The sequence below is a fragment of the Spirosoma luteolum genome (assembly GCF_054778875.1).
In genome coordinates this window covers 280,111-299,240 of record NZ_BAAGZE010000005.1, presented here as the reverse complement: position 1 = coordinate 299,240, position 19,130 = coordinate 280,111, and the positions used below count along the sequence as shown (strand labels likewise).

General features: G+C 58.8%; 13 protein-coding genes. 9 read left to right on the top strand and 4 right to left on the bottom strand.

Going from position 1 to position 19,130, the window contains the following annotated elements; all coding sequences use genetic code 11:
* Positions 1–83 precede the first annotated feature (83 nt).
* A complete protein-coding gene (locus ACYVAC_RS08910; RefSeq protein ID WP_461097275.1) occupies positions 84–3,860 on the top strand; it encodes a PVC-type heme-binding CxxCH protein in 3,777 nt (1,258 codons plus the stop codon).
* A 140-nt stretch (positions 3,861–4,000) separates the two neighbouring features.
* Here ACYVAC_RS08910 and ACYVAC_RS08905 read toward each other — a convergent pair whose 3' ends face one another.
* The 3 genes from ACYVAC_RS08905 to ACYVAC_RS08895 all read right to left on the bottom strand — a co-directional run bounded on the left by ACYVAC_RS08905 (position 4,001) and on the right by ACYVAC_RS08895 (position 6,307).
* Positions 4,001–4,957 carry a sensor histidine kinase gene (locus ACYVAC_RS08905; RefSeq protein ID WP_461097274.1) on the bottom strand — a complete coding sequence of 319 codons (957 nt, stop codon included), beginning with the start codon at positions 4,955–4,957 and terminating at the stop codon, positions 4,001–4,003.
* Positions 4,958–5,189: 232 nt separating this feature from the next.
* Positions 5,190–5,699 (bottom strand): hypothetical protein, encoded by a 510-nt coding sequence (locus tag ACYVAC_RS08900; protein ID WP_461097273.1) that lies wholly within the window; start codon positions 5,697–5,699, stop codon positions 5,190–5,192.
* Positions 5,700–5,776: 77 nt separating this feature from the next.
* On the bottom strand, positions 5,777–6,307 hold the full coding sequence (locus ACYVAC_RS08895; protein ID WP_461097272.1) for an RNA methyltransferase: 531 nt from the start codon (positions 6,305–6,307) through the stop codon (positions 5,777–5,779).
* Between the two features lie 360 nt (positions 6,308–6,667).
* Here ACYVAC_RS08895 and ACYVAC_RS08890 point away from each other — a divergent pair, with 360 nt between their 5' ends.
* The 7 genes from ACYVAC_RS08890 to ACYVAC_RS08860 all read left to right on the top strand — a co-directional run bounded on the left by ACYVAC_RS08890 (position 6,668) and on the right by ACYVAC_RS08860 (position 17,996).
* On the top strand, positions 6,668–9,994 hold the full coding sequence (locus ACYVAC_RS08890; protein ID WP_461097271.1) for a SusC/RagA family TonB-linked outer membrane protein: 3,327 nt from the start codon (positions 6,668–6,670) through the stop codon (positions 9,992–9,994).
* Positions 9,995–10,025: 31 nt separating this feature from the next.
* Positions 10,026–11,576: a SusD/RagB family nutrient-binding outer membrane lipoprotein gene (locus ACYVAC_RS08885; protein ID WP_461097269.1), complete on the top strand. Its 1,551-nt coding sequence runs from the start codon at positions 10,026–10,028 to the stop codon at positions 11,574–11,576.
* Positions 11,577–11,676: 100 nt separating this feature from the next.
* Positions 11,677–14,190 (top strand): carboxylesterase family protein, encoded by a 2,514-nt coding sequence (locus tag ACYVAC_RS08880; RefSeq protein ID WP_461097268.1) that lies wholly within the window; start codon positions 11,677–11,679, stop codon positions 14,188–14,190.
* A 141-nt stretch (positions 14,191–14,331) separates the two neighbouring features.
* Positions 14,332–17,022: a DNA mismatch repair protein MutS gene (mutS, locus tag ACYVAC_RS08875; RefSeq protein WP_461097267.1), complete on the top strand. Its 2,691-nt coding sequence runs from the start codon at positions 14,332–14,334 to the stop codon at positions 17,020–17,022.
* 53 nt (positions 17,023–17,075) lie between these two features.
* A complete protein-coding gene (locus ACYVAC_RS08870) occupies positions 17,076–17,510 on the top strand; it encodes a hypothetical protein (RefSeq protein WP_461097266.1) in 435 nt (144 codons plus the stop codon).
* A 29-nt stretch (positions 17,511–17,539) separates the two neighbouring features.
* Positions 17,540–17,746, top strand: coding sequence for a hypothetical protein (locus ACYVAC_RS08865; protein ID WP_461097265.1), 207 nt, complete (start codon positions 17,540–17,542; stop codon positions 17,744–17,746).
* Positions 17,739–17,996 (top strand): type II toxin-antitoxin system RelE family toxin, encoded by a 258-nt coding sequence (locus ACYVAC_RS08860; RefSeq protein WP_461097264.1) that lies wholly within the window; start codon positions 17,739–17,741, stop codon positions 17,994–17,996. The genes ACYVAC_RS08865 and ACYVAC_RS08860 overlap by 8 nt, the downstream gene beginning before the upstream one ends.
* Before the next feature lie 147 nt (positions 17,997–18,143).
* Here the strand turns inward: ACYVAC_RS08860 and ACYVAC_RS08855 are convergent, their stop codons facing one another.
* Positions 18,144–18,392 (bottom strand): hypothetical protein, encoded by a 249-nt coding sequence (locus tag ACYVAC_RS08855; protein WP_461097263.1) that lies wholly within the window; start codon positions 18,390–18,392, stop codon positions 18,144–18,146.
* A 128-nt stretch (positions 18,393–18,520) separates the two neighbouring features.
* On the opposite strand from ACYVAC_RS08855, the gene ACYVAC_RS08850 reads away from it, so the two are divergent.
* Positions 18,521–19,021 (top strand): Rad52/Rad22 family DNA repair protein, encoded by a 501-nt coding sequence (locus tag ACYVAC_RS08850; protein ID WP_461097262.1) that lies wholly within the window; start codon positions 18,521–18,523, stop codon positions 19,019–19,021.
* Positions 19,022–19,130 lie beyond the last annotated feature (109 nt).

The window sequence follows — 19,130 nt, the reverse complement described above, 5'->3', positions numbered from 1 at the left end:
AGGGTTGCCAAAGACTGTATGGGCGTAGGCCGGCCAGCCAAATGGCGCGGCCCTGACAATGGATTTACTTAATCGATATGCACATGAAGCGTTATAGCCTTCTATTTTTTATTGGCGCCGTGGCCCTGCTGACGCAGTGTGCGCGGCCGACCAGCTCCCAGCGGGCCGACTCGGGCGGGGCCACCCGGCGCGGGCTGGCTCGCCGGACCGAAATCCTGTTTCTGGGCGACAACGGGCATCACAAGCCCATCGAGCGCGTGCCGGAAATCATGGCGGCTCTGGGCAGCAAAGGGATCAACTTTACGTATACCGACAAGCTGGAAGACCTGACGGCCGAAAACCTGAACAAGTACGACGGTCTGCTGATCTACGCCAACTGGGACAGCCTGCCCAAACCGCAGGAAAAAGCCCTGCTCGACTACGTAGCGTCGGGCCACGGCCTCATTCCGGTTCACTGCGCATCGTTCTGTTTCCGCAACTCGTCAGAATACGTCGACAAGGTAGTGGGGGGGCAGTTCTGGCGGCACCGCATGGATACCATCCAGACCCGCTTTACGCAACCCAACAGCCCTATTACCCAGGGCCTGCCGTCGTTTAAAGCCTACGACGAAACGTACCTGCACAGCCATCTGCAACCTGACAACAACGTGCTGGCCGTGCGCCCCATCAAGGCCGATCAGGCCACCGACCGGCCCGGTGTAACCGAAGAACCTTACACCTGGACCCGGCAGTACGGCAAGGGACGGGTGTTTTATACGGCCTATGGCCACGACGAGCGTACCTGGAGCCAGCCCGGCTTTCAGCAACTGCTGGAACGCGGTATTCTGTGGGCCATCGGCGATGAGGCCCGCAAAGCACACGACGCGCTGAACCCGCAGCCGTTTGCCTACCATCCGGCCAAACTACCCAACTACGAGCATCGGCCCGACCCGCAGCTGCAACAGGAAGCCCTGTCGCCCGAGGAGTCGATGAAGCATATTCAGGTGCCGGTCGATTTTACACTCGACCTCTTTGCTCACGAGCCTAACGTGATGCACCCCATTGCCATGGCCTGGGATGAGCGGGGCAGACTCTACGCCCTCATCACGAAAGATTATCCCAACGAGCGCAAACCCACGGGCGGTTCTGACTATATCGTGATCTGCGAAGACACCGATAAAGACGGCAAGGCCGATAAGTTTACCAATTTCGCCGAAGGGCTCAGCATTCCGACCGGGATGGCGTTTGGCAACGGTGGGCTCTACGTATCGCAGGCCCCCGACATGCTGTTTCTGCAGGACACCAACGGCGACGACAAGGCCGATGTGAAAAAAGTGGTGTTTACGGGTTTCGGCACGTTCGACACCCACGCTGGTCCGAGCAACCTGCACTACGGCTTCGACAACTGGATCTGGGGTAGTGTAGGCTATGCTGGCTTCAAAGGCAAGGTGGGCGCCGACAGCCTTAAATTTGGACAGGGCTTCTTCCGCTTCCGGCCCGACGGCTCCGCACTAGAGTACGTTACCTCGACCTCCAACAATACCTGGGGACTTGGTTTCAACGAAACGGGCGATGTCTTTGGTAGCACCGCCAACAACGCCCACGGCTGGTACATGGCTATTCCGAACCGGTATCTGCAGGGCGGAAATCACCTGCGGCAGAACGGCAGTACGCTCACCGATACGCACAAAGACATGAAGCCGATTACCGAAAAGGTGCGGCAGGTCGACGTTTTCGGGGGCTTTACGGCCGCGGCCGGGCATAACCTCTACACGGCGCGGGCGTTTCCCAAAAAGTACTGGAACAAAGTCGCCTTCGTGTCGGAGCCCACGGGCCACATCGTGCACCAGAACGTGATGCAGAAAGAAGGCACCAATTTTGTCGATGCCGAGGGCTTCAACCTAATGGCCGGGGCCGACGAGTGGTTCGCCCCGGTGTTCGCCGAAGTAGGTCCCGACGGGGCCGTGTGGGTCGTCGACTGGTACAGCTACATCATTCAGCACAACCCCACCCCCAGCGGGGCAACCAACGGGGCCGGCAACGCCTACGAAACGCCCCTGCGCGATTTCACCCACGGCCGGATTTACCGGGTCGGGTACAGCAAGGCGCCGGCCTATACGCCCATGGCACTGAGCAAGGACAAGCCCGCTGAACTGGTGGCCGCCCTCAGGAATACGAACATGTTCTGGCGGACAACGGCCCAGCGGCTGCTTATCGAACGCAACAACAAAGACGTGGTGCCGCAACTGATCGCGCTGGTCAACGACCCGTCGGTCGACGAGATCGGTATCAACCCCGCAGCTGTACATGCCCTCTGGACGCTCCATGGCCTGGGTGCCCTGACGGAAGGCGGTGCTGCCGTGCAGGCGGCCGTTGGTGCCCTCAAACACCCCTGCGCCGGCGTGCGCAAAACGGCCGTACAGGTGCTGCCCCGCACGGCGGCTTCGGTCGGTGCGCTGCTGCAGGCCAACACGTTGCAGGATGCTGAACCGCTGGTGGTGCTCAACGGCCTGCTGGCCCTGTCTGAAATGCCAGCCTCGGCCGAGACAGACCGCGCCGTGCTGACCCGGCTCGATAACGCTACCGAGCGGACCGACCGCTGGTTGCCCGATGCCTTCGCGTCGGTGCTGAACCGCCAGAACGGACGGCTGCTCAAACGCTACCTGCAGCAGGTATCTCAGCGCAGTCCAACGGCGCCAGCCATGGACCATAGCCAGCACATGGCCGCTGCGGCCAAACCAGCCCAGCCCGCCGGGCGTGCGGTGGCTACGGCCGGTGCCGGTAGCCAGCCCGATTTGCTGGTTGCCGCGATTCGGACCACGCCCGAATCGCCCGAAGTGCGCGAAGGTACCCGGATCGTGATCGACGTGACCAACGCAGGCGGCACGGCTATTCCGGCCGGAACGCCCATTCCGCTTACCCTGCGGGTAGAGGGCCCGGGTGGTGTTTCCGATAAATCGAAGATCGATTTCACCAGCGTGGCACACACGACCGGTATCGGCGCGGGCGAGACCGTAACCATCTCGAAGGGTAACAATGGCCCCTGGAGTACCGATTTCAACGTGCAGTTCGAGCGGGCCGGCGACTACACCCTGTCGGTGATGCTCGATCGCGATAACAAGATTGCCGAGAGCAACGAGAACAACAACAACGCCAGCCGAACGCTGACCTACCGGGCTCCGCAGCGGTTGAGCACGCTGGTGCTTGAGCGGGCCAGCCGCAGTTATGCCTCCCTGGCTTCTGTCGATTCGGTTGTTGCCCTGCTGCGGCAGAGCAGCCGGCTCGACCCCGCATCGGCGCAGGCGCTGGTGAAAGGAGCGGCCGACGGCTGGAACCTGAAGCAGAAAGCCAGCGTACGCGAGGCCGACCGCTCGTTTCTGGCCAGTCTGAGTCAGCAGGCCTCGACCGACAACCAGGGGCGGCTGCAGCGGCTCTACGAAAGCTGGGGACTCACCGCCGAAGCGCCCGCTGATCCGAATGTCGACGTGGTGCGGCTGAAAACCGTGCGCGAAGAAATGCGTTTCGACAAAAAGGAGTTTACCGTTACGGCGGGTCGTACCATCGAACTGGTACTTGAAAACCCCGACGCCATGCAGCATAACCTCGTAATCGGAAAACCGAAAAGTATGGACGCTATCGGTAACGCGGCCGACAAGCTCATTACGGCCAAAGACGGAGCCGAGCGCAGCTACGTACCGGCTATTCCGCAGGTGCTGGCGGCTACCCCGCTCGTGAATCCCGACCAGACCTACCGGCTGAAGTTTACGGCTCCTGCCACACCGGGCGATTATCCGTTTGTCTGCACGTTCCCCGGGCACTGGCGGATCATGAACGGCGTCATGAAAGTGGTTGGCAACAAGGCTGCATCAGTAAGCAGATAAGCAAACCAGGCCAAACGACCGCGGGGTCGGCTACTGTCTCTATCAGATAGTAACCGACCCCGCGGTCGTTTCCATTATGCTTACAAATCAATGCCGGCTGTCAGGGACGGCCAGGCTGTAAGGCAGCCTGGCAGCCTGGTTCAGGCGGTTTGCAGGATAACCGTAGGCTTGTTCAGATACTGGCGTGTGTTTATCATGGTCTTGGTCGGCACCAGCGATTCGTTGGGAATCTGAATCGAGAATTCGCTGCCTTTGCCTATTTCACTCTTCACCCAGATATCCCAGTCGTGCGCCTGCACAATGCGCTGCACGTAGCTTAGGCCCAGCCCGAAGCCTTTAACGTTGGGGCTGTTCTGATCCTGAACGCGGTAGAAAGGCTGGAAAATGTGAGGAATCATGGTCGGTGCAATGCCAACCCCCCGGTCTTTCACCGAGATCACGAAGCCGTCGATGCTCGATTGGGTCTGAATGGTTACCTGAGGCTGGTCGGCGCTGTATTTCACGGCATTGTCGAGCAGGTTGTGCAGGATATTGGTCAGGTGCAGCCGATCGGCCAGGAGTTGCTTGTCGCAGCCGTTGAGGTTGAGCTGGAGGTAGTCGCCGTGGCGCTCGGCAATCGACGAGAGCAGGTCATTGAGCGAAACGGGTTCGCGGTTCAGCGCCAGCGTATTGTTGTCGGCGCGGGCCAGGGTCAGCATCATTTCGACCTGGTGCTGCAGCCGCTCGTTTTCTTCGCGGATGATGCGGAAATACTTCTTGGCGCGTTCGGGCTGCTGCTGCGCAATGGGCGAATCGAGAATGTCGATGGCCATGCGGATCGCCGTGATCGGCGTCTGAAACTCATGTACGATTGAGTTCAGCGTATCGGTCTTGATCGTTTTACCCTGCTGGCTGCCCATCAGTTTCCAGAGGGCATAACCGAATAGTAGCTGAGCCGATAATGCCAGCGGTAACACAACCAGCCACCGCACTGACGACTGCGCTGCCGGTCCGGACTGAGCCAGTCCGGGCCAGTTGCCAAGCAGCAGAATCGCTGTGGCGGCCGACAGAAACAGAGCAATGGCGACTAGAAGGAGAAGCGTAGAGCGATGTTGCATATCGCCGGGGTGTTTAAAGATGTAACGATATCGTACAAATTACAGGTCGGGATGTATAGGGAACCAAAAGTTGTCACTTTGGTGGAGTAAAACTGAGTATTAATTACTAAATATAAAAGAGTGTAAACAAAAAATCCTGCCGAAAGCAGGATTTTTTTTCTCGGGTATCATACAGGAAATTGCCGTCTGGCCCGCTTATTGATTAAACGGTAGGGTTCAACTGGCAGGGAAGTTAAGCGTTTTCAGGCGTTGATTCGCTCGCTGGGGCCTTTTCGGGCTCGCTGGCAGCAGCTGGCTTGGCAGTTGCCGGCCGGGTCGTGCGGGTTTTAGGGGCCGGGGCCGTAGCGGGCTTGGCGGTGGTCCGGGCAGGCGTGGTTTTGGCGGGGCGGGCGGGTGCGGCTTCGGTAGCCTCTACTTTGGGCGTGGCAGCAGCGGCCAGGTCAACGGCTTTCTTCTTCACCGTGCGTTTGGCATTCTTCTCGGCCTTGGCCTCGTTTTTCTTCGCCTTAGCCAGGTCTTTCTTCGCCTTCTTGGCGTCCGACTTCACCGATTTCTGGGCCTTGCTGGCTTTCTTCTCGGCCTTGTCCATCAGTTTGGCCAGTTTCTTGGCCAGTTTATCGGCCGATTTCTCGATCGACTTCTTGATTTTCTTACTGGCCGTGCCGGCTTCGCTGAGTTTCGACTCGATCGAGCTGACGATGTCGGATGCCAGCGATTTGTGTTTGGGCTGTTTGGTTGCCATGGGATTGTATGGAGAAAAAAATCTACAAAGAAATACGAAAAAAAATGGATAATCTAAAGCTCAATGTTAAGTTTTTGTTATGATTTCTGGAGAAAATCCCAGCAAATGATGCCTGCCGTGACCGATATATTGAGCGAATGCTTGGTGCCGAATTGCGGCACTTCGAGCACCAGGTCGGCCTGGGCTACCACGGCTTCGCTGACGCCCATCACTTCGTTGCCCAGCACAAAGGCGTAGCGGGCTTCGGGGACCGGCCGGAAATCGGCCAGCGATACACTTCCTTCGGCCTGCTCGACGGCGACGACCAGCCAGCCTTCCTGACGAAGCTGCTGCACCAGGGTAACCACATCGGGGGCATACACCCAGTCGACCGATTCGGTAGCACCCAGCGCGGTCTTGGTAATGTCGCGATGGGGGGGCTGCCCCGTGATACCGCACAGATATAACCGCTCGGCCCGGAAAGCGTCGGCGGTCCGGAATACCGACCCGACGTTGTTGAGGCTGCGGATATCGTCGAGAATGAGGCAATAGGGGAATTTGGGGGCGTCTTTGAAGGCGTCGACCGACAGGCGGTTCAGTTCATCGAGGGAAAGCTTACGCGGAGGCATGGTAACAGGGAGCAATGGGCCACGCTGTGCGGCCGGGGTGCCAATATACCGACTTTCGCGGGGGCAATGCAATATGGGCTGCCCTGGCCCGGCACCTGACCTGCTCAGTTGCCGGGCTATGCCGCAACAGACACCGGCTGGTTTGTTACCGTAGTGTTATCGGCTCAGCTGGGGCCGATACCTATGCAGCCATATGCTTTGTTACTAAAAGCGGAATTATGTTCTGCCATTCCTGTAATGTACCGACCGCTTAAAAAACAAACCTTACAAATTCCAGAGAGGAAGTTGGCTCAAGGTTAAAAATGTACTAAAATTGAATTCTTAAAATTTTTAATAAATTATCACATCTCCCAAACTTTCATGAGAAACTTTTTACCCAGGCTCTTGCTGTTGTGGCTGGTTGTGGCAAGTATGCCCGTTCTGGCGCAACGTGTAAGCCTCACCGGGCAGGTTACTGCCGAAAACGGGCAGGCACTGCCCGGCGTATCGATTGTGGTGCAGGGCACAACCACCGGTACCATTACCGATGTCGACGGTAAGTACACCCTCAACGTACCATCGGCCCAGAGCATGGTAGTGGCTTCATTTATCGGGTACCTCTCCCAGACAATCCCCCTCAACGGCCGCAGAACCCTGAACATTACGCTTCAGGAAGACTCGAAGGTGTTGGGTGAGGTGGTCGTAACGGCGCTCGGTATTAAAAAGGAAGAGCGCAAAATCGGGTATGCCACCACGCAGATTTCGGGCGATAATATCCTGAAAACGTCGCCGACCAACTTTGCGTCGGCGCTGTACGGTAAAGCACCGGGCGTTGTTATCAACGCCAACACGGGGGGCGCCACCAGCGCCGTCGGTATCCAGATTCGGGGTGTCAACTCGATCGGCTACCAGCGCCAGCCGCTGATCGTGGTCGATGGGGTGATTATCCGCAACGGCGATGCCAACAACGATGGCTACTGGGGTGGTAACCAGAAAATCAACGGCAACGGGCTGCTCGACATCAACCCCGAGAACATTCAGGATGTCAATATTCTGAAGGGCGCGGCTGCGTCGGCTCTGTATGGCTCGGATGCCAACTTCGGCGTTATCGTTATCACGACCAAAAACGGTACCGGTCGGGCCAGCCGCGGCATCGGCGTCGACGTGAGCCTCTCGGCCAACGTCGAACAGGTATCGACTGCTCCTGACCTGCAAACCGAGTGGGGCCCCGGCTACGAGCGTTCGGTTAACAAAGCCTCATTTGGCGCCGACGACGACGGCTTTATCCGCCGGACGGTGAACGGCCAGACGGTGAAGTACCCCAACTTCCGGTCGTACACCCAGTTCGGGCCGAAGATGGACGGCAGCGATGTGTACTGGTGGGACGGACAGACCCGGCCCTACGTGTCGCACCCCAACAACTGGAAAGATTTTTACCGCACCGGCAGCAGCACCATTGCCAGCGTAGCCCTGAGCAACGCGACCGAGAAGGGTAACTACCGCATCTCCTACACGCGCAACGACTATAAAGGCATTCAGATCGGCGGTAGCCAGCAGAAGAATACGTTCAACCTGAATTCGCGCTACGCCATCACCCCCAAGGTCAACCTGGACCTGGTGATGAACTACGTCAACGAGACGGTGCACAACCGCCCCCGGCAGATCTATTACCTGACCAATAACTTCGGCGGTTTCTTCAGCCCGGCCGACTACATGGACGTATATTTCCAGAAATACCAGACGTCGAAAGGCTACAAGTGGGTCGATTTCAACTCGACGCTCGACCTCGACGAACGGCTGAAGTATAACATCCGCGCCAAAGACCTGCTCGATTTCGCCTGGAATCAGCTGGCCAACAGCTACGACGAAACCTCGAACCGGTTTATGCCATCGGCCACGCTGAGCTATAACCCCATTGCGGGCCTGAACGTACGCGGTCGGATGGGTATCGACTACACGAGCTTCTCGCAGGAAACCAAGGAGCGCAGCACGCAGCAACTGTCGGCGGGTCCGTCGGGTTACTACGAGACGATTGCCAACAACTCGACCTTTACCTACGGCGACTTCCTGGCAAGCTACGAAAAGCAGCTGACCAGCAAGTTCAACGCGACGCTGTCGGTAGGGTACCAGGGCCGCCGGGAGAAATACACGACCAATTCGGCCAACACCCGCGATGGCCTGACGTCGGAGAACTGGTTTAGCCTGAGCGCCAGCAAAACCAACCCGCCGGCCGGCCGGTCGTCGGTAGGCTACCTGCTCAAAGATGGGCTGTTCGGTATTCTGAACCTGGAGTACAATAACTTCCTGTTTGTGGAGGGTACGCTGCGCCGGGAGCGCTCGTCGACGCTGGCTCCGGGCAACAATACCTTCGTGTATCCGGGTGTGAGCACCTCGTTTGAGCTGAGCAGTGCCTTCGATCTGCCCAAGTTTGTTTCATACAGCAAACTGCGCGGGGCGTGGGGCGTGGTGGGTAACCCGCCCGACCGGTACATTGCCAACGTCGTCTACTCGTCGGGCAGCATCGACGGGATTCCCTACCTGAATCCGGCTTCGTCGGGCTACGGAAACAAGGGCCTGAAAAACGAGATGAAAACCGAGTTTGAGTTTGGTCTCGAAAACCGGTTTTTCTCGAACCGGCTGGGTTTCGACGTAACGTATTATAACAACATCATCCGCGACCAGATTACGAGCCTCGGCACGCCCTCGACCATCGGGTCCAGCAGCGTACTGGTCAACGTGGGGAACATGCGCAACTATGGCGTGGAGCTGTCGCTCTACGGTACGCCTGTTAAAACCGCCGATTTCTCGTGGAATGCCCGGCTCAATTTCGCCGTCAACCGCGGCAAGGTCGAGTCGCTGGCCAATGGCCTCGAAGAACTGACCCTCGACAACAAAGACAACGGGTCGCTTTACGTATATGCCAAACCGGGCGAAGCGGCCGGCAGCATCTGGGGCTACGACCACAAGAAAGACGCCAAGGGGAATTACATCGTCGGTGCCGACGGCTTCTACGTGATCGACTACAGCCAGAAGGTAAACTTTGGCAACATCCAGTCGAAATTCTCAGGTGGTCTGATGAACACGCTGACCTACAAAAACCTGTCGCTGAACGTCCTGACCGACTTTGTCTGGGGTGGTCAGATCATTTCGCTGTCGCGTCTCTACGGTACCGGGGCCGGTATGTTCAAAAACTCGCTGTTTGGCCGCGATGCGGCCCACGGTGGCGTGTCGTACTACACGGCCAAAGATGGCTCACTGGTGCAGGTCAGCACCGGCACCACGGCCGGGCCAGGTGGCGAGAAAGTGTTCGACGATGGGGTGATTGCCCAGGGCGTAACCGAAAGTGGCGAACCCAACAAGAAAGTGGTGGAAGTGGGTCAGTACTACCGCTACCACTACAACTGGGGTGGCTACCCCGGTTCGGGCTCGAACATTACTTACAAAGACGCTGTGTTCGACAACAACTTTATCAAGCTGCGTGAGATAACCCTGTCGTACACGGTGCCGGTGCGGCTGCGGTCGAAACTGAAGATGCAGAACCTGACTTTCTCGGCCTACGGTCGTAACCTGTTCTACTTCTACAAAAGCCTGCCTGGTCTCGATCCCGAAGAGGGTGTCGGCACCAACTGGGTATCGCGGGCCACCTCGGTAGGGGGGGGCAATGCCGCTACCCGTTCGATGGGCGGCAGCATCCGGTTCTCCTTTTAACTGATCCTTATCGACTGATCTTCTTTCTGTTATGCAACGAATTTTAAGTATTGGCCTGCTGTGCCTGATGACCGTCGGGCTGCTGACAACGGGCTGCAAACAAACCGAAATCGACGGGGCCTACGTGAACCCGAGCGGGGCTGTATCGGCCGACGTGCAGCGGCTGTGGGCCGGCCTGCTTTTCAACGAGCGGGTGTCGCCCCGCTACCGCAACCTCTACACGTTCCTGATTCCCGAAATGGGGACCTACAGCCAGCTGGGCGGCTTCACCACCAGCACCGGGGTGTATGAGCAGGTAACGGCCTACAATGCCGAACGCTGGGATGTGTATTACACGCAGACCATGGCGCGCTACCGCGAAATGGAAAAGGTATATGCCGGACTCAACGCCGACGACAAGGCGGGTCTGCAGCTGTTTATGGAAACGGGCCGTGTTTTTCTGTACGACCAGACGGCACAGATGATCGATCTCTGGGGCGATATTCCGTTCTCGACGGCCGGGCAGCTCAACGCGCAGGGTACCATTGGCCTTGCCACCTACGACGACTCGAAAACGACGTACACGACCATGCTTACCGACCTGAAGCGGATTTCGGATTACCTGGCAACGGCTAAACCGTCGAGCTTCTACACCGGTCAGTTCACGTCGTACGACTACGTAAATAAGGGTGATATCACCAAATGGCGCAAGTACTGCAACGCCCTGATGCTGCGCCTGGCCATGCGCATCTCGAACAGCGACGAGGCTACGGCCAAAACGCTGGTAACGACGCTGCTGAATAACCCGACGCAGTACCCACTGCCCGACGCAGCCAGCGAAAGTATCACCATTCAGCCCGCTGCCACAACGAGTAACCTGGTGGCCATCAACGATATCCGGAACGGGTTCGGGGTAAATCCGTTTCCGTCGGCTGCGCTGATCGACAACGTGATGGCACCCGCCAACGACCCCCGCCTGCCGGTCTATTTCACCACCAGCAACACGGGCAAATACACGGGTATCGTCAACACCTGGACTGCCACCCAGTTGCAGAATGCCCAGACGGCAGGCGCCGTCTCGCGCTGGGACTCGACGACGTTTACCGAGAACAATCTGTTTCCGGGTATCCTGATGACCTCGGCCGAAAGCTGGTTCAACAAAGCCGAAGCCTTTGAGCGCTGGGGACTGGGCAACGCCAAAACCGCCTACGAAAGCGGTATCCGGCAGTCGATTGCATTCTGGTACGGCATCAATGCGGGCAGCAGTGCGTCGGGTCGTAAAGATACCGCGCCGACCGAGGCCCAGATCACCTCGTTCTTGGCCCAGCCAACGGTAGTCTATGGAACAGACAACCTGAAAAAGATTGCCACCCAGAAGTGGGTCGACTACACCATCATGCAGGCTACGCAGGCGTGGGCCGAAGCGCGCCGGACCAAGCTGGTGGCGTCGACCTTTCCGATCGACAATGGCTCGGCAACCGCCAAAACGCCACCCACGCGGCTGCTCTACCCGACGAGTGAAAGCTCGCTCAATACGGTGAATTACAGTACCGTGCGCCCGAAAGATACCATGACGGCCCGCATTTTCTGGGACGTAAAATAAGCCTTTGCTTCGTATTCGGCAGCCGCTCCATCGGAGCGGCTGCCGTCTTTTTTGCCTACTCCTCAACCGCTGATTTACGCTTCGTTTTTCCCCATCGGGTATGAAAAATAATCTTTTCTTTATCGTCACGCTGGTTGCCTTACTGGCCGTCGGGCCCGGACAGGCCCAGCGTCCGACTGCTCCGCCTGAGCATGTATTCCGGTCGGGGTTGGTGGCGCTGACCGGCACCCGCTACGGCCGCGAAGCCATCTACGCCGACCGGCTGGCCCATGCGCTTTATGCCGGTACGCTGACCCGCCCCGTCGACGGGGGGCTTTTCACCACGGCCGATGCCGGCGAACCCATCCGGTGGGTAGCCGTGGCCGCCGACAGCCTCGATCGGCTCCGGTTGCCACGCGGCCCCCGCGGCAATGGGGGCGCGCCCGCCGGGCCGGGTGTAGTGGCTGGCAGCCTGCGCGGGGGCATCGGTACCAGTGGTGGCTATACCTACCTTACCTATACCGCCCCCCGCGAACAAACCGCCCTGCTGACCATTACGGGCAATAGCACGGTCTACGTAAACGGCGAGCCGCACATGGGTGACCCCTACAACATGGGCTACCTGCACCTGCCCGTTCGCCTGCGCCGGGGGCTCAACGAGTTCTACGTGCGGGGTATTCAGATATCGGCGCGCCTGCAGTTTCCGACGCAGGCGGCTCAGCTGACCACCGACGATCCGACGCTCCCCAGCATCCGGCCGGGCCAGGCCAACACGAATTTACAGGGAGCTGTGGTGGTGCATAACCTGACCACCCGCCCCCTGGCGGGACTGTCGCTGCGGAGCCGCGTGGCCGGTCGTGAACGCACGACGCCCCTGCCGGTGATTCCGGCGCTGTCGAGCCGGAAAGTACCGTTTGGCTTCGATGCCAGTGCCGTATCGGCAACGGGGCCGCAGCTGTGCAGTCTGACGCTGTTGCAGGCCGGCAAGACGCTCGATACCGGGCGCGTAACGATCGATGCCGTGGCGCCGGGGGCTTCCTACAGCCAGACGTTTGTAAGCCAGATCGACGGGAGTTTGCAGTATTACGCCGTAACGCCCCGGTCGGGCAACGGAGCCGATCCGTCGGCGCTGTTCCTGTCGGTACACGGGGCCGGGGTCGAAGCCAGTGGGCAGGCCCGGGCTTATAAGCCCAAAGATTGGGGCAACCTGGTAGCCGCCACCAACCGTCGGCCGCGGGGGTTTAACTGGGAAGACTGGGGCCGGCTCGATGCGCTGGAAGTGCTGGACCTGGCGCGGCAGCAGTTTCGGCCCGATCCCGCCCGGATTTACCTCACCGGCCACTCGATGGGCGGCCACGGCACCTGGTTTCTGGGGGCTACCTACCCCGACAAGTGGGCGGCCATCGCGCCCTGCGCCGGCTACCCGACGCTGAAGGAGTACGGTTCGGCCGACGGGCTGATTCCCGACAGCAGCAGCAATCCGCTCGAACGGCTGCTGCTGCGGGCCGGTAACCAGAGCGACGTACTCAAACTCACCACCAATTACAAACCACTGGGCGTGTACGTACTGCATGGCGATGCCGACCGCACGGTGCCCGTGACCTACGCCCGGCAGATGCGCCGGCTGCTGGGCACGACCCAGCCCGACATGAGCTACTATGAATACCCGGGGGGCAGTCACTGGTTCGGCGATCAGAGCGTCGACTGGGGCCCGCTGTTCGATTATTTCAGCTGGCACCGGCGCCCGGTCGATTCGACCGTCACCAGCATCGACTTCACTACGGCCAACCCCGGTATTTCGGCGGGTTACTACTGGGCATCGGTCGAGCAGCAGCAGCAATCACTGGTCTACAGCCGCCTGCAGCTGACCCGCGAGGGGCAGGCCATTCGCGGCACCACCACCAACGTGGCCCTGCTTCGGCTGGCGCTGAACGCACTGGCGCCGGGCAAGCCGGTTACGGTGGCGCTCGACAGCTTGCCGGCACTGACCTACACGCCCCGCAGCGACCGCGATACGCTGTGGCTGCGCCGGGCAGCATCGGGCTGGGTGGTTGCCAGCCGCCCCGATGCCCGCGCCAAAGGGCCGCACCGCTACGGTACCTTTAAAGATGCGTTCCGCAACCGGATGGTGTGGGTCTACGGCACCCGCGGCACCCCCGCCGAAACCGAGCTGAACATCCAGAAAGCCCGTTACGATGCCGAAAGCTGGTATTATCGGGGCAACGGCGCCGTCGACATCATTGCCGATACCGACTACAGCCTGGCGCGCTACCCCGACCGGGGGGTGGTACTGATCGGCAACGCAACCAACAACACGGCCTGGTCGCAGTTGCTGGCCGACTGTCCCATTCAGCTCAGCCGCAACCGGGTGCAGGTCGGCAACCAGCAGTGGCAGGGCGACGATCTGGCGGCTTACTTTGTATGGCCCATCCGCGGGTCGGCTACGGCATCGGTGGCGGTAATCGGCGGGACGGGTCTGAAAGGGATGCGGGCAGCCCTGGCCAACCAGTATTTTGCCGGTGCCAGCGGCTTCCCCGATTACATGGTATTCGGGCTCGACATGCTCCAGAAAGGCAGCGCGGGGCTGCGCACGGCGGGCTTCTTCGACGCCGGCTGGCAGCTGCCGGTCGAGTAGCGAACCGGACGGGAAAACACGGGCCGGCCGGGCCGAACGCAAGCCGTTCGGTGCCCGGCCGGCCCGTGCTTTTACGCGGGTCAGGGACGGCTTTCTCGGCTAAAATCGCTATTTTTGTTAGTGTACAACAAGCCGATTACAGTGAAAACAGCCCCCGCCGGAAAGTCGCAGACGAAGAAAACCGAAACCCCGCTCAACCGCCAGTACAACCAGATCAAAGCAAAATATCCGGGGGCACTGCTGCTGTTTCGGGTCGGCGATTTCTACGAGACCTTTGGCGAAGATGCGGTGAAGGCCAGTAAGATTCTGGGTATTACCCTGACCAAGCGCAACAACGGGGGCGCCAACGAAGAGCTGGCCGGTTTTCCGCATCATTCACTCGATACGCACCTGCCCAAGCTGGTACGGGCGGGCGAGCGCGTGGCCATCTGCGATCAGCTCGAAGACCCGGCCCAGGCCAAAGGCATTGTGCGCCGGGGCGTAACGGAGCTGGTGACACCGGGCGTGTCGTTCAACGATAACGTGCTCGATACGCGCCGGAACAACTACCTGGCGGCCATTCACTTCGGCAAAGGCAGTACCGGCAGTGCCGACGATCAGTTCGGCGTGTCGTTTCTCGATATGTCGACGGGCGAGTTTCTGGCGTCGCAGGGCAATGCTGCCTACATCGACAAGCTGCTGCAGAATTTTAACCCGTCGGAGGTGCTCTACTGCAAACGCAACCGGCAGGAGTTCGGCGCGCTCTTCGGCGATAAGTTTCACACCTACACGCTCGAAGACTGGGCTTTTACCTACGAGTTCGGCTACAACTTCCTGAAGCAGCATTTTCAGACGACCTCCCTCAAAGGATTCGGGATCGAGGGCCTGCCCGATGGTATTATTGCCGCCGGCGTTATTCTGCATTACCTCAACGAAACCGAGCACAAAGACCTCCAGCACATCACCCGTGTGACGCGGCTCGAGGAAGACCGCTACGTGTGGCTCGACCGCTTCACGATCCGGAACCTGGAGCTGACGGCTCCGCAGCAGGAAGGGGGCGTGCCGCTTATTCAGATTCTCGACCAGACCGTAACGCCCATGGGAGCGCGGCTGCTGCGCAAGTGGCTCAACCTGCCCCTCAAGGATAAGGCGCTGATCGACGAGCGGCTCAACCTGGTCGACCTGATGGTGGCCGATGTGGACCTGGCCGATCTGATGCTGAGTCATCTGCGCCAGATCGGCGACCTCGAACGGCTGGTGTCGAAAGTGGCCGTCCGGCGTATCAATCCCCGCGAACTGCTGCAGCTGAAACGCTCGTTGCAGCACATCCTGCCCATCAAGGAGTTGCTGATCACGGCCCTCAGTCAGCCCGATGCGGGGGGCGGCAACGGTGCGTCGCTGCGCAAATACGCCGATCAGCTGAACCCGGTAGCCTTTCTGATCGACCGTATCGACGCCGAACTGCGCGACGATCCGCCGACACTGGCCAACCAGGGGGGCATGATCAAACCCGGCATCAATGCCGAACTCGACGAGCTGACGGCCATTGCCTACTCCGGTAAGGATTACCTGCTGCAGCTGCAGGAGCGCGAGGTGCAGCGCACGGGCATCAGCTCGCTTAAAGTGGCCTACAACAAAGTGTTTGGGTACTACCTCGAGGTAACCCACGCTCACAAGAACCGGGTGCCCGACGACTGGATCCGGAAGCAGACGCTGGTGAATGCCGAGCGCTACATTACGCCCGAACTGAAGGAGTACGAGGAAAAAATCCTGAACGCCGAGGAGCAGATTTTTCAGATCGAGGCCCGGATGTTCAACGATCTGATCGTGGCCGCCAGCGACTACGTGGGTGCTATCCAGCAGAACGCGCGGGTGCTGTCGGTGCTCGACGTGCTGTCGTCGTTTGCGCGGGTGGCCATGCGCAACAAGTACGTACGGCCGCAGATCACCGATGGGAAAGAACTGGTCATCAAGGATGGTCGCCACCCGGTTATCGAGCAGCAGCTGCCCCCGGGCGAACCCTACATCCCGAACGATATTTACCTCGACGACGAAACCCAGCAGATCATTATCATTACCGGCCCCAACATGGCCGGCAAGTCGGCTCTGCTGCGGCAAACGGCCCTGATTGTGCTGATGGCGCAGGCGGGTAGTTTCGTGCCGGCTTCCTCGGCCCAGATCGGTCTGGTCGACAAGATTTTCACGCGCGTGGGCGCCAGCGATAACCTGTCGCGGGGCGAAAGCACGTTTATGGTGGAGATGACCGAAACGGCCAGCATCCTGAACAACCTGAGCGAACGGAGTCTGGTGCTGATGGACGAGATCGGACGCGGCACGAGCACCTACGATGGCGTGTCGATTGCCTGGGCCATCACCGAGTACCTGCACAACAAAACCGACTGCCGCCCCAAAACGCTGTTTGCGACCCACTACCACGAACTAAATGATCTGGCCAACGATAACCCGCGCATCCGCAACTTCAACGTAGCGGTGAAAGAACTGGGCAACAAGGTTATTTTCCTGCGCAAACTCAAGGAGGGCGGGTCGGAGCACAGCTTCGGCATTCATGTGGCGCAGATGGCCGGTATGCCCGCGCAGATCGTGAACCGGGCGTCGGAAATTCTGACCCAGCTCGAATCGTCGCACGAGGGCTCGACACCCCGGCGGGAGCAAACCCGCGAACGGATCCGCGAGGCCGGCCCCTCGGGGCCCGAACTGGCCCTAAAGATATTCGAAGCGGGCGACCCCAAAGCCGAGCTGATCAAGGAGAAACTGCGCGCCATTGACGTGAACCGGCTCACGCCCATCGAGGCCCTGCTGAAGCTGAACGAACTGCTCAAGCTGGCCGAATGAGGCTATCGTCGAGCCAATGGATGTACAAAAATGGTGGGCTTTTCTTGTCCTAAATGACGCAGCAGACCATGTTCACTAAAATAGCGTATGCGCAGTTGAATAGCCGTCAACAGGAAAATTATAACTTTCAGAAGATATCGGCTATTCTCGCCGATTACGGCTTCGTTACAATGCGGCTGAGTGATGACTGGCAGGGGGCAGACTTTATTGCCCAGCATACATCAGGTACTTTTTTAAAGGTACAGTTGAAAGGTCGGCTGGAGATCAATAAGAAATACATAGGCAAGGAAATCTGGATGTGTTTTCCAACACCAGACTGGAAGGGGTGCTACCTGTTTGCTCACGACGACGTGAAGGACTGGTTGCTGGCAAACACAAATGCCGGCAAATCGCTATCCTGGTCAGTATCGGGAGTGTATAACTGGAAAACCCCCAGTAAGGCAATAAAGGCATTTTTGGAAGACCATAAATTAGCTGGAATCCAGTAAGGACATAAACAAGTTTATTGTAACGAACTATGAGCAAGGCTATTTATCCGCAATACATCGTTAACGAGCACGGTGAACGCGTCTCGGTTGTTTTGTCGATTCAAGAGTGGCAGCAGATGCTGGATGAGCTAGAAGAACTGGACGATATTCGGCAATATGACGCGGTAAAAGCACGCAATGAGCCAACTATGTCACTGGCCGATTACCGGAAGAAACGCCAGCAAATGAATGGCTGATTATACGGTTGTCCTGACAAAAACGGCTCAGAAACAACTCGATAAATTACCGGATTCAGTTGCCGATGGGCTGTTGCGTGCCATTGACGAGCTGGCGCACGAACCCCGCCCTGACGGCTGCAAAAAACTGAAGGGTCGATTGGGCTATAGAATCCGTAAAGGAGATTACCGAATCATCTACGACGTTGCCGACGACGTACTGATTGTCAGTGTGATTGCTATAGGGCACCGTGGGCACATTTACGAGTGAGCGGAGAAAGGCCGGTGGTTCGTAAGAAAGTCAGCGTATCTCCCTGACTGAGTAAATCGATTACCCATTTATCGACTGACCAGTACGAATGAGGTCAACCCTAACAAACGCCCCCCGGAGGCCGGCCCCTCGGGGCCCGAACTGGCCCTAAAGATATTCGAAGCGGGCGACCCCAAAGCCGAGCTGATCAAAGAGAAACTGCGCGCCATCGATGTGAACCGGCTCACGCCCATCGAGGCCCTGCTGAAGCTGAACGAACTGCTCAAACTGGCCGAATGAGCCGATCTCCGCAGGGTGTCGGCAGTCCATACATTCGATAGGCTTTTCCAGACTCAAAATCGTGGTTTTGGCGCCGGAAAAGCCCTTTTTGTGGGCTAAAATGGGTTGAAAAATCATTGGGATTTCTGGTCAGAAATAAGTACCTTTCTGCTGTATAGACGGGTGTCTGGCAAGGCGCCGGCGAGCACTCCGGTGGGAGGCTGTGGACCCGGTCAGCACCTGGCTTTTACCAGTAAACAACAACTATGGAATTGAATGCACTCACCGCGCCCCTGACGGCGCACGAAGTCGAATGGCGCGTACAGAGCCAGACCAAAGACGGTCAGAAAATCATCGTGGTGCCCTACATCACCAACCGCTGCGTCATGCAGCGCTTCGATGAGCAGTTTGGCTGGGCGGGGTGGCAAAACGAAATCAAAGAAATCGAAGGCGGTTTTCTGTGTACCATCACCGCCATACTGCCGGGTGGCGAAATCGTGAAAAAAACCGACGGTGCCAGCCGCACGGCCGTCGAGCCCGTGAAGGGCGGCATCAGCGACGCTATGAAGCGGTGCGCGGTGCAGTTTGGCCTTGGCCGGGGGTTGTACGACTTCCCGAAGGTGCTGATTCAGACCACCGACAAATACATTCCCGACTGGGCCAGCCCGCTGCTCGACGCCATGGTGGCCAAGATCAACGCGGGGGGCGTGGTACGCGATGTGGTGGTGCTCAAACCCGAACACGCCAAACCGGCCCGGGCGGTTTAAACGACCCGACCATAAGCCAAAAAAGCGAGCCGACTAATCGGCTCGCTTTTTTCATGTAGCAACTGGGCGCTCGATGCGTGTCGTTGGCCTATCAGCCCGGACTAATGCA